Below are 13,706 nucleotides of genomic sequence, written 5' to 3'. Positions count from 1 at the left end.
CTCCTGAGGCTAGGGGCCGTCGGGCAACAGGCACCCGCTCGTGGGGCCCTGCGGCGCGGAGGGACCGCACCCATCGCCCGTGGTGTCGCCGTCGTCGTTGTCGTCCCCATCGGTGTCCGTGGCAGCCCGGATCTCCGACAGATCGGTGTTGACGGGATCCAGCCGGAACACTTCCAGGAGATCACTCATGTCGGCCTTCCTCCTCAGCGTTGAAGGGAATGTCCCGGTCCTCGGACGGGCCGGGAAGCACCAGGGGGGTTGTCAGGGCCAGGTGAGCACCATGCGAGCACCGGGCCGCCGCAGCACCCGCCCGACTGTCGGCTCCTCGGTCGAGCCCTCGGGGAACACTATGAGCGATGGGCCCGGGCCGCCGCGCTGGTCGCGGTCCCACACCCGCAGCTGGCTGACGAACTCCTCGGCCAAGGCCGCGTGGGGGCCGTGCCAGGCGACGCCGTACTCGAAGCGCGTGCCGTCCGCGTTCGCCGGGCGCATCGTCAGGTAGGCCAGGGACTCGCGGCTCCAGGTAGCGGGGCTGCCTCCGGGCAGCACCGGCAATCCCGGAGGCGCCCCAGCCGCGGTGTGGATCCGCCCGAACGCATCGAGCATCGTAGCCAGCCACAGGTCGAGCACCGGGCGGGTGCCTTCGGTGACGCCGACCATCACGCCACTCCACAGCTCGCGGCGCTCGCTGTTCCATGCGGCCGTCAACGCCGCGCCGTCAGGCGGCGAGCCGCCATCCCACCGCAGCCGCACACCATCGGCCAGAACCGCGCTGGCCATCGGGCCCCAAACGCCTTCCCCACGCATCCGAACAAATCCACACTGCTCCCAGCCATCGCCACGCCAGTGGCCCTCCTCACGGGTGAAGGTCAACAGCCGTGACAGCCCGCGAAGCCGCAGCGGAACCACCAGCCGACCCTCGTCGGTCAGCTGCTCCAGCCAGGCCGGCTCCACGTGCGTGGCCTGCACGGTGACGATCAGGCGATCGTAGGGAGCACCCTCCGGGACGCCGAACCGGCCATCCCCCGTCACCAACCGAACATCCCGCACATCGGCATCCGCCAGGCAGCCGGCGGCACGCGCGATGACCTCAGCATCGATGTCCTGGCTGGTCACCGCCCCCTCGGGCCCCACCATGTGGCGCAACAGGGCAGCGTTGTAGCCGCCGGACCCCACTTCCAGCACCCGATCACCGGGGCGGGGCGCCAAGCGCTCCAGCATCGTGGCCACCAGCCACGGCGCGGAGACCGAACTCACCGGCTTCCCGTCGGCACCCCGCTTCGTGAACACACTGTCGTTCCGGTAAGCGTCCTGGAGTCCCACTCCCGGAAGGAACCGGTGCCGTGGAACGGCGAGGAAGGCCGCCGCGACCCGCTCACTCACGATCTGGCCGCTGCCCCGCAGTTCTTCGACCAGAGCAGCATTCCGGTCAACGGCAACAGTCTCCACCAGTAACCCAACACCTCTCGCTCCGAAGAACTCAGTGTCACAGCTTCGTGGCTCAGAGTCGAGAGAGGCGATGACTCTCAGCCGCGAAAGCCACTTTCAGCCCGGTCGATCCCCCACGGCGGATCGGACACATCTCATCGCGCGGAGAAGCCCTCGCCCCTGGCTTCGGCTGACCGGCGCGCCGCGCTCCCGGCCCGGCGGCCGGCGCGACGGCGCGACGGCGGGTCAGCTCGTCGCGGCGCAGCTGAGCCCGCTCGGCGTGGCCGAGGAGGACCCGGAGACGGTGAAGCCGAAGGTGAGGGTCGCGCCGGCGGCGACGGCACCGTTCCAGGCCGTGTTGCGGACCGTGACCGAGCCGCTGGTGCCGGTCCCCTGGCCGTTCCACAGGTTGGTGATGGACTGCCCGGCGGCGAGCGTCAGGCCGACACTCCAACCGCCCAGCGTGCTGGTCGAGTTGTTGGTGACCGCCACCTCGCCCTGGTAGCCGCCCGACCAGCTGTTGACCGTGCGGTAGGTGGCCGTGCAGGCGTCGCCCGGGCCGCCGGGGTCGCCCGTCCCACCGGCGTCACCGCCGCCCGCGCCCTCCGAGGTCCCGGTGGACGTACCGCTGCTCGTGCCGCTGGTCGTGCCGCTCGTCGTCCCGGTGCTGGTGCCGCCCGTCCCGCCGGTCTCCGGGAGGGTCGGCGTCTGCCAGTTCCGCCAGGTGGCGAGGTTGCCCGCCTTCGCCGGCGAGATCCGGAACACCCCGGGCGCGGTTCCCGTGTTCAGCAGGAACCGCTGGATGCTCTGCTGCAACGGCGCCCGCCACTCCGACCTGACCGCGCAGTGGTTGCCGTCCTGGACGTCGGACCAGTAGCTGATGTTGGCCGTCGCGCCCAGCGCCCGGTAGACCTCGGCCGCGCCGAGCGCCGCCACGCTCCCCGACCTGGCGCCCAGCCAGTCGATGTGCGGGTTCTCCATCACGAGGAGGCCGCGCGGCGCCACCATGCCCAGGATCTCGTGGGTGTCCACCGGCAGCGTCGCCGGGTTGCCCGTGAAGGAGCCGAACGCGTCGCCCAGCCACGGCTGTTCCGAGTAGGCGCTGCTCAGCGGCTGGGAGCCGCTCTCGCCCGGGACCCCCCGGAAGACGGGCGCCCCCGCCGTGCCCGACTCGATCGGCATGGTGAGGCCGATCCGCTGGTCGAACGCGCCGGCCACCAGCGCGCCCTTGCCGAACCGCGAACAGCCGGTGACGCCCGTGGCGTCGGCGCGCAGCACGGAACCGCCGGACTGCTCGACGACGTCGATGATCCGGCTCACCCCCCAGGACCAGGCCATCAGCAGCCCGGTGCCGCTCGACGAGCCGTAGAGGCTGTAGAAGGCGCCCTGCTTGTTGTTGCGCGGCGTGCCCTCCCGGCCCACCGTGTAGGGGTCGAAGCTGATGACGGCGGCGCCCGACGACCTGATGGTGGCGGTGTCGGCGCCGAGGCCGCCGAAGACGATCATGGCGGGGAACGGACCGTTGCCGCTTGGCAGTTGCACGCCGGCCGAGAAGCTGGCGGTGCGGCCCTGGTGGGACACGTTCACCGTGATGTTGGTCGCCGAGACCGTGCCGGTGACGCTGTCCGGCCGGGCGGGCTTGTCGCCGTAGACGTACCGCTCGGCCAGCTCCCTGATCTCCGCCCGCCGGCACCGCCAGTCGGACCTGCTGGTGACGCGGGTGCCGTCGATCCTGGTGAACGGGTCGGGGAGCAGGGAGTTGGCGGTCGGGGTGCCGGGGCTCGGCACGGCGCAGTTCGCGCCGTCGTCCTCGTCCGCGGCGGCGACGGCGACGCTCGCGACCGGGTCGGCCGGGCGGGCGCCGGCGGCGCCGGACTGCGGGACGAGGGCGACGGTCAGCAGGCTCGCGACGGCGCCGAGGAGCGCCACCGACCAGGGCCGGGGCCGGTGTCGGGGGATGCGCATGGGGACCTCCTTGAGGAAGGCACGCTGCACGCTTGACGGTTGGGGGGAGTGCGTGCGCCCGGGTGCGCCCGGTGCCGGCCGAGCGGGTGCGTCCTGAGGGGGGCGCGAGGCGCCGGAACCAGGTCATGGGAGCGCTCCCATCGTAGGAGTGGGCCCCGACCGTGACAACAGTCGAACGGGGTTCGACCGAGGTTGGCCGTATCCCGCCGCCGCCCGGGCGGGTCACGGGGTGAGGACGACCTTGCCGAGGACCGTGCCGGACTCGGCGAGCCGCAGCGCGTCGGCGACGCGGCTCAGCGGCAGTTGAGCGGCGATCTGGGCGGTGATGTCGCCGCGCCGCAGGGCCTCGAAGACCTCGGTGAGGTCGGCGCGCAGCCGGGCCCGGAAGCGGTCCCTGGCGAGGGCGCGGCCGGCCCAGAGGTTGTAGAAGTGGGCGCGGCGGCGGTTGGGCAGCGCGTTCCACAGCCAGACGCGGCCGAGCAGCTTCAGCACGGGCCACTGCTTGGACCCGGTGTCGTCCCTGGTGGCGGCGGTGCCGTAGGAGACGAGCGTGCCGCCGGGGGCGAGGAGCCGCCAGGAGTCGACGATGCCGCGGCCGCCGACGTGGTCGAAGACGGCGTGCACCCCGTCCGGGGCGAGTTCGCGGACGCGCGCGGCGACGTCCTCGGTGCGGTGGTCGACGGGGCTGACGCCGCGCGCCCGCAGCGCGTCGTGGTGGCGGGCGGCGGCGGTGCCGATGACGCGGGCGCCGGCGGCGTGGGCGAGCTGGACCAGGACGGAGCCGACGCCGCCGTTGGCGCCGAGCACCAGGACGGTCTGCCCGGCGCGGACCCGGGCCTCGCGGTGCAGCATCTGCCAGGCGGTGACGCCGTTGACCACCAGGGTCTCCGCCTCGGCCGCGCCGATCCCGTCCGGCACCGGGACGACGTCCGCGGCGTCGACGAGGACGTGGCTGGCCCAGCCGCCGACCTTGAGCAGCGCGGCCACCCGGGTGCCGACCAGCCCTGGGGCGGCGCCCGCGCCGGCCGCCACGACGGTGCCGACCAGGTCGTAGCCGGGCACGAAGGGGAAGGCCGGCTGGTCGTAGTAGCGGCCGCGGCGCATCTGCTGCTCGGCGAAGGAGACGCCGGTCGCCTCCATCGCGACCAGCACCTGCCCGGGCCCGGCGGTGGGGACGGCGCCGCGCCTGATCCGCAGCCCTTCCGGCTCCACGGTGCCCGGCAGCACCACCTCGACGAGTTCCTCGGCGTTCATGACGTTCTCCACCACGCTCTCCGCTAGGCGCTTTCGTGTTCGTTAGATGTTCTAACCTCTACGTTGAGTGAGTGTCAATAGGGATCGTGATAGCCTCTAACTCACCTGGGGGCGACGGGCGACCGGGCGGACCACAGCGGAGGGCGAGGGACCGATGGCGGAGACGGACACGCGGACCCCCCGCGAGCGCTACCGCGCCCAGGTGCGCGCGGAGGTGAAGCAGCACGCGTGGGAGCAGATCGCCACGGCGGGCGCCTCGGCGCTCTCGCTCAACGCGATCGCCAAGCGGATGGGCCTGAGCGGCCCGGCCCTCTACCGGTACTTCGCCAACCGGGACGAGCTGATCACCGAACTCATCAGGGACGCGTACCGGAGCCTCGCCGACACCGTCCGGGCGACCGCCGCGGCCGGCTCGGGCGCCGACCCCGCCGCGCTCGCCCACGCCCTGCGCGACTGGGCCCTGGCCGACCCCCACCGGTACCTGCTGATCTACGGCACGCCGGTCCCCGGCTACCACGCGCCGGACGACGTCACCGCGATCGCGTCCGAGATCATGGCCACCCTCCTCGACGCCTGTGCCGCGCTCCCGGACGACCGACCGGCCCCGCCCGCCGCGCCGATCACCCGGTTCGAGGCACACATCGAGCGGCACCGCGCCTGGGCCGCCGACCACCCCGCCCCGCCCGCCGCCCTGCGCCGCGCCCTCGCCTTCTGGACCCGGCTGCACGGCGTGCTCTCGCTCGAACTCGCCGGCCACTTCACGGGGATGCGGTTCGACCCCGCGCTGCTCTTCGAGGCCGAGGTGGCCGACCTCACCCGGTGAGCCCGCCGGCTGACGGCCCCCCGGGCGCGCGCCGCGCCCGTTCGGCGTCGCCCGATCGGATTGTCCTGGGGTGGGAGGGGGATCTTCCGGGCGTCGCCGGGCCAGGTTCGTATCGCCGTTGCCGGAGAGCGATACGGAGGCCGATCACCGATGCGGGTCATGTGTACGACGATGGGCAGCCCCTCCCACGGGCGGGCCCAACTTCCGCTGCTGCGCGCCCTGGCCGCCGCCGGGCACGAGGTGCTCGTGGTCACCGACGAGGTGTTGGCCCCGGTGTTCCGGGAGGACGACGTCCGGGTGGTGACGCGCATGCCGGACCTCGATCCCGGCGGGTGGGTCGAGCGGTACCGGGGCGGCGGGGGCCAGCCGCCGGACGGTGATCCCGAGGCGTTCCAACGCGACCTGATGCCGGCCCTGTTCCGCGGCATGACGCGCGAGGGCGCGGCCGACTCCTACGCGGCCGTGCTGCCGGTCGCCGAGGAGTTCCAGCCCGACCTGATCCTGCGGGACGGCATGGACCTCGGCGCCTGTCTGGTCGGTGAGCGGCTCGGGGTGCCCCACCTGCCCACCCCGTCCGGGACCACCAACGTCCTCAACCCCGCCAAGATCCTCGGTCCGCTCAACGCCACCCGGGAGGAGGTCGGGCTGCCCGTCAGGGACGACCCGCTGTCGCTCCTGCCGTACGGGCGGATCGACTACGTGCCGCCGGCGCTGTCCTTCGCCCGGTACCTGGAGCCGTCGCCGCTCGCGTACCGGCAGACCGTCGACGTGGCGCGCGGCGCCGCGCTTCCGGCGTGGGTCGCGGAGTTGGGGGCCGACCGCCCGCTGGTCTTCGCGGCCCTCGGCACCGTGCTGCCGGCGACGTGCGAGCGGGCCTCCTCCCCCGCGCCGCCCGTCCTGTTCCCGGACGCGCGGGAGACGCTGCGCACCATGGCCGAGGCCGTCGCGCGGCTCGACGACTGCGTCGTGGTCCTGGCGACCGGGGGCGTCGACGCGGGACCCGGTGAGCCGCCGCCGCATGTCCACGTCGTCGAACGGATCCCGCAGCCGCTGCTGTTGGAGGCGGCGGACGTCTTCCTGACGCACGGCGGCTTCAACAGCGTGCGGGAGTCGCTGCGGACCGCGACGCCGATGGTGGTGCTGCCGCAGTTCGCCGACCAGTACCCGAACGCCAGGCGGGTCGAGGAGTTGGGCCTCGGCCGGTGCGTGACCACGCGCACCCCGGAGGGGGTCGCCGCCGACTGCCGCGCCGTGCTGGCGGACCGGCGGACCGCGGCCCGGGCGCGGCGGGCGCGGCTCGCGATGCTGACGCTGCCACCGGTCGAGAACGCGGTCGGGGATCTGGTGAAAATCGTGACGGGTTGAGCCGCCGGCACAACATAACGGCCCCCCGGACCGTCATATGGGTGACAGGGACATTCATTCAGATGTCATCTCTATGAGGGGGATCGTTCATGCGAGGACGTATCGGACGGTGGGGCGCGGTCGCCGTGGCGGCCGGGGCGGTGTCACTGGGCGCGCTGACGGGGACGGCGCAGGCGGCCGAGGTGACCCCGCTGCCGCCCGGGGAGGTGGTCGACTGGGACGGCGAGTGCGTCGGAGGGGACGAGGTGCCCGTGCACGTCGGCTGGGAGGTGCGCGACGCGCCCGAGGCGCTGGTGCCCGGCGAGTGGACCGAGTTCTCCCTGCGCGTCACCAACACGGGCACCGATCCGCTGCCCAACCTCCTGGTCTACGCGGACCTGTGGCCCACCGAGGACCGGGAGCCGGACGAGCGCTGGACCTACTCGCTCCAGTGGCTGGGGCCCACCGGCTGGCGGGATATCCAGTTCGAGTCCGACGCCTACGGCGGCAACTTCGCCGCCGTGGCCGACCTTCAGCCCGGGGACTGGATCGAGCCCCAGGTGCGCGTCCGGCTCGGCGAGGAGGCCAGCGGCGCGATGCACGGCTTCCTGAGTGCCAGGCACGTGAGCCCCGAGGGAGCGTGCTCCCGGGCCGCGGAGAGCTCCGAGCTGTTCTTCGACATCGCGGCCACCGAGCCCGAGCCCGAGCCGACGCCCACCGAACCGGCGCCGACCGAGCCCGAGCCCACGCCCACCGAGCCGGAGCCGACGCCGAGCGAGCCGGAGCCGACCCGGCCGTCGGCCACCCCCGACGACAGGCCGCAGTTGGCCGAGACCGGCTCCGGGGGCGCGCTCCCGGCCGTCGGCGCCGTCGGCGCGCTCGCCGTCGCGGCGGGCGGCGGCGTCCTCCTGGTCCGGCGCCGCGGGCGCGCCTGACCGCAGGGCCGTGGGGGCGGCCGGCCGCCCCCACGGCGTTCAGCAGTCGAAGTGCTCCGTGAAGAGCTGGTCGCGCCCGACCCCCTCGGCCCGCAGGCCGCCGACCGTGGACTCCACGAAGCCCGGGCTGCCGCAGACGAAGTAGCGGGCGCGCGGCACCAGGCGGCGCTCCTCCGTGTAGCGGGGGCCGAGGCGGTCGCGCAGCTCGTCGCGGAAGACGGCCTCCGCCGGGGAGGAGACGACGTGGAGCAGGGACATGTGCGGGCCGGCGTGCCGGCGGAGCAGGTCGACGAACGGGGTGATCCCGATGCCGCCGGCGATGAGGACGGCGGGCCGGTCGTCGAGCCTGGCCTGCCGGGTGAACCTGCCGTAGGGGCCGTCCAGGCGCAGCACCGCGCCCGGTTCGAGGCCGTCGAGCCGGGCGGTGAACGGGCCGGCGCGCTTGACGGCGAAGGCCAGCGTGCCGTCCTCGCCCTGTCCCACGACGCTGAACGGGTGCGCCCGGGACAGCGGCCCCAGGCGGAGGTAGCAGAACTGTCCCGGCGCCGGGCGGCGGGCGCGGCGGTTCCCGAGCGGGGCGAGCGTGTACTGCGTGACGGTGGGCGAGAGCCGGTCCCTCGCGACGAGGCGGTAGCGGTGCGACCACAGCGGGACCGCGAGGCGCCAGGCGACCAGCAGCGCGAGGCAGCCGGCCAGCGCCAGCCAGTAGGCGCGCAGCCAGGGCAGCTCGGCCAGGAACGTGCCGATGCCGTGGGCGTGCAGGAACACCAGGCCGGTCAGCGGATAGGACACGTAGTGGACGTGGCGCCAGAGGCGGTGCCGGATCGCGCCCCGCAGCAGGGTGCTGGTGAGCCACAGCGCCAGGAAGAGCAGCAGGGCGACACGGCCGTACGAGGTGTAGCTCGACTCGACCCAGGAGAAGTCGAGCAGCACCAGGTAGGTCAGGTCCTGGCGGTTGGCGATCGTCTCCAGCAGCGGGTGCAGCAGCACCAGGAACGCGCCGCAGCCGCCGAGCCAGCGGTGCAGCGCGACGACGCGCAGCCGGTCGCGGCAGAGGCGTTCCGAGATCTGCCGGGCGCCGAGCACCACCTGCCACCACAGGGCGAGCGCGCCGCCGAGGCCGACGAGGTTGGCGGCGTCCCCGACGTCGTCGGTGCGGCCGAGCAGGGCGAGGAAGGGCAGGGCCGTCAGGAGCATGACGGCGGTCAGTCGGGTCACGCGGCTCGCTCCAGGGGGAGTTCCGGCGAGTGGCGGACGGCTCCTTCGCGGTCCACGGTGAGCCAGCCGGCGGTCGGGTCCTGCTCCGCCAGCCAGCGGGGGCCCTCGACGGTGCCGAGGATGACGAGGCAGGTGGCGTGGACCTCGGCCGTGGCCAGGTTCCGGGCCAGGACGGTGGCCTGGAGGCAGTCCGAGTCGGCCGGCTCGCCGGTGCGCGGGTCGATGACGTGGTGCAGTCGGCCGCCGGTGGCGCTCGGCCAGCTGCGGCGCACCACGCTGCTGGTCGCGACGGCGGCGGAGCGGGGCAGCTCCAGCACGCCGACGGGTTCCCGACGCAGCGGGTGCTCGACGCCGACACGCCAGGGCGGGTCGGCCGGGCCGCGCCAGGCCACCAGGTCGCCGCCGGCGTCGATGAGTCCGCGCCCGCAGCGCAGGGCGTCGGCGGCCGCCTGCACGCTCCAGCCCTTGACGAACCCGCCGAGGTCGACCGCCACCCCGGCGGGCAGCCGGACGGTGCCGTGCTCGTGGTCGAGGTGCACCCGGGGCCGTGCGGTGGCGTCGGTCGCGGCGGGGCGGGGTGCCGGGTCCGCCACGCCGACGGAGTCGAAGTCGACCGCGTATCCGAGGCGAGCCAGCTCGGCGCCGAGGAAGGGGCTGAAGAGGCCGCCGGTGCGTTCCTGGTGGGCGCATGCCTCGGCCAGGACGAGCAGGAACAGGTCCGAGACGGCGACCCGGCCGCCGGCGTTGGCGCGGGAGACGTCGCTGTCGGTCCTGAACCTGCTGAAGACCGCCTCGGCCTGGCGGAGCCAGCCGAGCACGGCCGCCGTCTCACCCGGCGGGAGGACGGTGAGCAGCTCGGTGCCCATCACGCGCTCGCGCACCGCGCGCACGTCAGGAGCCGCGGGTGTAGGTCGTGACGGCCCCCGGGTCGAGCGGCTCGCCGGGGGTGAAGCTGGCCCGGACGTCCTCGACCAGGACGGGCTCCTCGCGGGCCTCCTCCGGCAGGTACTCGACCTCGGCGCGGGAGGCGCTGGCGACGGTGCCGAGTTCGATCGTGCCGGTGTGGAGCACGCGTCGCTCCCACAGCACGTTGCCCTCGACGCGGTAGGTGTAGCGGCCGGGGCGGACCGGGACGCCGTCGCGGTCGGTGCCGTCCCAGTAGAGGGTGTGCTCGCCCTCGTCCTGGGCGGGGCGGCTGGCCGACTCGATCTCCTCGGTGGAGGCGTCCGACCAGCCGGCGGTCTGCCGCCAGCGGGGCAGGGACTCGGGGCGGCGGTCGTAGCCGCCGTTCGCGGTGAAGCTGGTCGCGAAGAGGGTGCGGACGTAGGCGCCGTCGGCGTCCTCGATCCAGACCGCGATCTGGTTGCTGGCGTGGGTCGGTATGCGGTGGAGCCGGTAGGAGACGCGGACCAGGCCGAGGCTCTCGGCGGTCTCCGGCAGCAGCGCCGTGGTCGCCGGGGCCGGCCGCTCCCCGGCCTCCCCGGCCGCGACGGCGGCCGGCGGGTCGGGCAGTTGGTGGAGGTAGGCGCCGGTCGCGGTGGCCGCGACGCCGGTGATGACCACGATCGGCACGATCACCCGACTCGTGCGGTCCGGCATGAGCCCTCCCTCAACATCCTGCTGACTGTTCGCTATCTTATGGTCGCAGGAATACGTATATCAGTACGTCTTTTCAGAGCATTTACCATGCGCAGCACCACCCATGGGCCCGCGCGGGCACATACTGACGGCCATGCACGATCCCCTGACGCAGGAATCACCGTGACCGATCTCCCGGTCGATGAACGCATCGGCCATCACGTCAAGCGCGCGGAGCAGCACCTCATCGCCGCCAAGCACTCCGCCGTACAGGAGTTCGGGCTGACAGTCTCCCAGTACACCGTGCTGCTGGTGCTGTCGACCGAGCCCGGGCTCACCGGGGCCGGCCTGGCCCGCCGCTGCCTGGTGACGCCGCAGACCATGTCCGCCGTGCTGAACACCATGGAGCGGGTGGGCCTGGTCGAGCGACTGCCCCACCCGACCCACCAGCACGTGCTGGAGACCCGGCTCACCCCGCTGGGGAAGGGCCGGCTCCGCAAGGCGGACAGGGCGGCGGTCGCCGTGGAGCAGCGGCTGAGCAAGCTGTTCACCCCGGAGGAACGCGAGTCGTTCCTGGAGTATCTCGGCCGCTGCTCCGCGGCGTTGGAGAACTGACTCCCCGCGGACGCCAGGCGGTCAGACGAGCGCGAGCGCCCTGATCTGGCCGCCGAACCCGCCGCGGTGCTTGGGGGCGCCGACGATCAGCGTGGCGCCGCTGTCGGGGGCCGAGTCGAGCGCCGCCAGGTTCTCGATCCCGTACTTGCCCGCGGGCAGCAGCGTCTGGTGGGTCAGCGGAACGGCCGCCGCGCCGCCGTCGAGGCTGCTGGTGTCGGTGCCCGCGCCGACCACGTTCCGCTCGTGGACCAGGAACGCGGCCGCCTCCGGGCTGATGCCGGGGAAGTGGAAGACCCCGCTGGAGTCCTCGTTGAGGAAGGCGCCCGGGGTGTTGACCCGGCGCCACCAGCCGGAGTCCACCGCGACGAACGACCGGGCCGGCAGCCGCCCGTACCGGCTCTCCCACTTCCGGATGTCGTTCACCGTGAGGCGGGCGTCGTGGTCCCGGGAGGCGCGGTCGGCGATCCGGATCACGACGAGCGGGACCACGAGCAGCTCGGCGGAGAGCTGTTCGAGCGTGGGCGCGCCGGGGCTGAAGTGCCCGGGGACGTCGATGTGGGTGCCCGAGTGCTCGTTGACCGTGAGCTGGTTGGCGTTGAAGCCGTCGACGTCGAGGAACTTGATCTGCTCGATCTCGGGCTGCTCGACGAGCTTGTAGACGACGGGGAAGTCCTCCCCGAGCTCGTGCGTCAGGTCGACGACCCGCGGCGAGCGCCCGCTCGGGCCGGCGCCCCGGCCCGTCGCGGTCGCCGCGCTGGCGACGCCGCCGAGCGCCGTGGTGGCGGCGATGCCGGCGCCGCCGATCGCGGACATCCGGAACAGCGCGCGCCGCCCGACCCGCCGCCCGGGGGCGGCGGCGGCGAGCTCGGCGCCGCCCTCGTCGGGCCCGTGCTCCTCGTGCTCCTCGTGCGGCTCGGGGTGGGCGCGCTCCGCCACCACCGCGCCGTGGACGTGCGGCGGCGTGACGTGCGCGGGCATGTGGACCTGACGCATCAGGGCTGGACTGCACATGGGCTTTCCTTCGCTGTGACGGGTGCGGGCTAGTGCTGGAGGGCCGGCTCGGGGACCGGCTCGGCGGTGGGTTGGGACAGCAGCCGCCACACGACGGCGGCTCCGGCGGCGGAGAGCCCGGCCACCGCCCACAGGACGACGGCGAGGGCTCCGGTGTAGTCGGCGGCGAGCCCCTCGACGGCCTCGCCACGCAGCAGGGCGGCCGCCGACTCCTCGCCGACCCTGCCGTGCAGGAACGTCGACAGCGCGGCGCCCACGGCGGCGATGCCGACCGCCTCGCTGGTGAGCCGGACCGTGTTGAACAGACCGGCCGCCATGCCGCTCCGTCCCGGGTCCACCACCGAGACGGCGGTGCCGTCCAGGACGGCGAGCGAGAAGCCGAAGCCGGCGCCCACCAGGGCGACGGCGGCGGGGTTGAAGCCGGTGGTGAGCCAGGCGGCGCCCAGGCCCTGGGCCACCAGGGAGAGCATGAGGATGGTGCGGGGCGCGAGCCGGGCGGCGATGAGCCCGGCGAACATGGGCACCACCAGGGCGGGGATGGTCATGATCGCCAGCGACAGGCCGATCTGGCCCGAGTCGGCGCCCTCCACCGACTCCAGGTACGGCGGCAGCACCACGAGCAGGGCGACGAAGCCGAAGGCCAGCACGGTCGGCACCACGCAGACGGCCGCGAACCTGGGCACGGCGAGCAGCGAGACGTCGAACAGCGGCTCGGGGCGGCGCCGTTCGACGGCGCCGAACGCCCCGAGCAGCCCGACCGCGGCGGCCACGGCGGCCAGCACCAGGGGGTCGGTCCAGCCCCGCTGCTGGACCTCGACCAGGGCGAAGATCAGCGCGGAGAGACCGGCGGTGAAGGTGAGGCCGCCGGCCCAGTCGACATCGCCTTCCGGGCCGCGGGACTCCCGCACCACCATGGGGCTGACCAGCAGCACCACGGTCGCCACCGCCGCGATCACGGCGAACAGCGTCCGCCAGCCGCCCAGGGCGATCAGCCCGCCACCGATCAGCGGGCCGAGCGCGAGTCCGAGGCCGATGCCGGTGCCCAGCATGGCGAAGACCCGGGCCCGCCGGGGTCCCGTGTAGGCGTCGGCGAGGATCGCGCTGCCCGAGGTCATGACGCTGGCCGCGCCGGCGCCGGCGAGCGCCCTGGCCAGGTCGACCACGGCCACCGAGGGGCCGGCCGCGGCCAGGAAGAGCGCCGCCGCGAAGGTGGTGAGGCCGGCGAGGAAGACCCGGCGCCGGCCGATCCGGTCGGCCAGCGAACCGGTGACGGCCATGAACGCGGCGAAGGTCAGCATGTAGGCGTTGGCCACCCACTGGGTCGCCGCGACGCCGCTGCCGAACTCGGAGCCGACCTCCGGCGCGGCCAGCGCGCCGCCGGTCAGCGAGATGGGCAGCAGCGCGGCGGCCAGGCACACCACGGCCGCCACCGGCCATGGCTCACGCGCGGATTCGGACGTCATGAGGTCAACCCCTCACGGGCGGGCATAAGACTTCTTACGGACATGAGACACCTTGTGTTCGTGCGGACCCGC

The 13,706-nt window shown here is 73.9% G+C and carries 13 protein-coding genes; 4 read left to right on the top strand and 9 right to left on the bottom strand.

Translation table 11 applies throughout. The annotated features are described in order from the left end of the window. Nucleotides 1-9: 9 nt before the first annotated feature. The 4 genes from ACFWI8_RS03710 to ACFWI8_RS03695 all read right to left on the bottom strand — a co-directional run bounded on the left by ACFWI8_RS03710 (nucleotide 10) and on the right by ACFWI8_RS03695 (nucleotide 4,647). A complete protein-coding gene (locus ACFWI8_RS03710) occupies nucleotides 10-189 on the bottom strand; it encodes a hypothetical protein (RefSeq protein ID WP_311603758.1) in 180 nt (59 codons plus the stop codon). A 72-nt stretch (nucleotides 190-261) separates the two neighbouring features. After that, on the bottom strand, nucleotides 262-1,449 hold the full coding sequence (fxlM, locus tag ACFWI8_RS03705; protein WP_387085137.1) for a methyltransferase, FxLD system: 1,188 nt from the start codon (nucleotides 1,447-1,449) through the stop codon (nucleotides 262-264). 225 nt (nucleotides 1,450-1,674) lie between these two features. Next, complete coding sequence (locus ACFWI8_RS03700) at nucleotides 1,675-3,393, bottom strand: cellulose binding domain-containing protein (protein WP_387085135.1); 1,719 nt, start codon at nucleotides 3,391-3,393, stop codon at nucleotides 1,675-1,677. Nucleotides 3,394-3,615: 222 nt separating this feature from the next. Further along, nucleotides 3,616-4,647, bottom strand: coding sequence for a medium chain dehydrogenase/reductase family protein (locus ACFWI8_RS03695; protein WP_387085133.1), 1,032 nt, complete (start codon nucleotides 4,645-4,647; stop codon nucleotides 3,616-3,618). A gap of 154 nt (nucleotides 4,648-4,801) precedes the next feature. On the opposite strand from ACFWI8_RS03695, the gene ACFWI8_RS03690 reads away from it, so the two are divergent. From ACFWI8_RS03690 to ACFWI8_RS03680, 3 genes are all read left to right on the top strand, one after another. Beyond that, a complete protein-coding gene (locus tag ACFWI8_RS03690; RefSeq protein ID WP_387085131.1) occupies nucleotides 4,802-5,470 on the top strand; it encodes a TetR/AcrR family transcriptional regulator in 669 nt (222 codons plus the stop codon). A 150-nt stretch (nucleotides 5,471-5,620) separates the two neighbouring features. Continuing rightward, nucleotides 5,621-6,835 carry a glycosyltransferase gene (locus ACFWI8_RS03685; RefSeq protein WP_387085129.1) on the top strand — a complete coding sequence of 405 codons (1,215 nt, stop codon included), beginning with the start codon at nucleotides 5,621-5,623 and terminating at the stop codon, nucleotides 6,833-6,835. Between the two features lie 89 nt (nucleotides 6,836-6,924). Then, a complete protein-coding gene (locus ACFWI8_RS03680; RefSeq protein WP_387085127.1) occupies nucleotides 6,925-7,749 on the top strand; it encodes a hypothetical protein in 825 nt (274 codons plus the stop codon). A gap of 39 nt (nucleotides 7,750-7,788) precedes the next feature. Here the strand turns inward: ACFWI8_RS03680 and ACFWI8_RS03675 are convergent, their stop codons facing one another. The 3 genes from ACFWI8_RS03675 to ACFWI8_RS03665 are packed head-to-tail and all read right to left on the bottom strand — an operon-like array spanning nucleotide 7,789 to nucleotide 10,566. Then, nucleotides 7,789-8,967 (bottom strand): ferric reductase-like transmembrane domain-containing protein, encoded by a 1,179-nt coding sequence (locus ACFWI8_RS03675; protein ID WP_387085125.1) that lies wholly within the window; start codon nucleotides 8,965-8,967, stop codon nucleotides 7,789-7,791. After that, complete coding sequence (locus tag ACFWI8_RS03670; RefSeq protein ID WP_387085123.1) at nucleotides 8,964-9,848, bottom strand: FAD:protein FMN transferase; 885 nt, start codon at nucleotides 9,846-9,848, stop codon at nucleotides 8,964-8,966. Before ACFWI8_RS03670 ends, ACFWI8_RS03675 begins: the two co-directional genes overlap by 4 nt. Before the next feature lie 10 nt (nucleotides 9,849-9,858). After that, nucleotides 9,859-10,566 (bottom strand): DUF2271 domain-containing protein, encoded by a 708-nt coding sequence (locus ACFWI8_RS03665; protein WP_387085121.1) that lies wholly within the window; start codon nucleotides 10,564-10,566, stop codon nucleotides 9,859-9,861. 162 nt (nucleotides 10,567-10,728) lie between these two features. Here ACFWI8_RS03665 and ACFWI8_RS03660 point away from each other — a divergent pair, with 162 nt between their 5' ends. Beyond that, on the top strand, nucleotides 10,729-11,160 hold the full coding sequence (locus ACFWI8_RS03660) for a MarR family transcriptional regulator (RefSeq protein ID WP_311599494.1): 432 nt from the start codon (nucleotides 10,729-10,731) through the stop codon (nucleotides 11,158-11,160). Nucleotides 11,161-11,181: 21 nt separating this feature from the next. On the opposite strand, the gene ACFWI8_RS03655 is transcribed toward ACFWI8_RS03660, so the two are convergent. Together ACFWI8_RS03655 and ACFWI8_RS03650 are read right to left on the bottom strand one after the other, a co-directional pair. Next, nucleotides 11,182-12,171 carry a cyclase family protein gene (locus ACFWI8_RS03655; RefSeq protein WP_387085119.1) on the bottom strand — a complete coding sequence of 330 codons (990 nt, stop codon included), beginning with the start codon at nucleotides 12,169-12,171 and terminating at the stop codon, nucleotides 11,182-11,184. 29 nt (nucleotides 12,172-12,200) lie between these two features. Further along, a complete protein-coding gene (locus ACFWI8_RS03650; protein ID WP_387085117.1) occupies nucleotides 12,201-13,634 on the bottom strand; it encodes an MFS transporter in 1,434 nt (477 codons plus the stop codon). Between the last annotated feature and the right edge of the window lie 72 nt (nucleotides 13,635-13,706).

This window comes from Streptomyces sp. NPDC127098 (assembly GCF_042722465.1).
GTDB lineage: Bacteria > Actinomycetota > Actinomycetes > Streptomycetales > Streptomycetaceae > Streptomyces > Streptomyces millisiae.
This window is presented reverse-complemented; position numbering and strand designations above follow the sequence as displayed.

What these genes read in the sequence shown, in the direction of transcription:
- ACFWI8_RS03665 (WP_387085121.1), bottom strand. Translation starts at nt 10,566, where the DNA reads ATGCCGGACCGCACGAGTCGGGTGATCGTGCCGATCGTGGTCATCACC.
- ACFWI8_RS03685 (WP_387085129.1), top strand. Translation starts at nt 5,621, where the DNA reads ATGCGGGTCATGTGTACGACGATGGGCAGCCCCTCCCACGGGCGGGCC.
- ACFWI8_RS03710 (WP_311603758.1), bottom strand. Translation starts at nt 189, where the DNA reads ATGAGTGATCTCCTGGAAGTGTTCCGGCTGGATCCCGTCAACACCGAT.
- ACFWI8_RS03650 (WP_387085117.1), bottom strand. Translation starts at nt 13,634, where the DNA reads ATGACGTCCGAATCCGCGCGTGAGCCATGGCCGGTGGCGGCCGTGGTG.
- ACFWI8_RS03690 (WP_387085131.1), top strand. Translation starts at nt 4,802, where the DNA reads ATGGCGGAGACGGACACGCGGACCCCCCGCGAGCGCTACCGCGCCCAG.
- ACFWI8_RS03680 (WP_387085127.1), top strand. Translation starts at nt 6,925, where the DNA reads ATGCGAGGACGTATCGGACGGTGGGGCGCGGTCGCCGTGGCGGCCGGG.
- ACFWI8_RS03700 (WP_387085135.1), bottom strand. Translation starts at nt 3,393, where the DNA reads ATGCGCATCCCCCGACACCGGCCCCGGCCCTGGTCGGTGGCGCTCCTC.
- ACFWI8_RS03655 (WP_387085119.1), bottom strand. Translation starts at nt 12,171, where the DNA reads ATGTGCAGTCCAGCCCTGATGCGTCAGGTCCACATGCCCGCGCACGTC.
- ACFWI8_RS03695 (WP_387085133.1), bottom strand. Translation starts at nt 4,647, where the DNA reads ATGAACGCCGAGGAACTCGTCGAGGTGGTGCTGCCGGGCACCGTGGAG.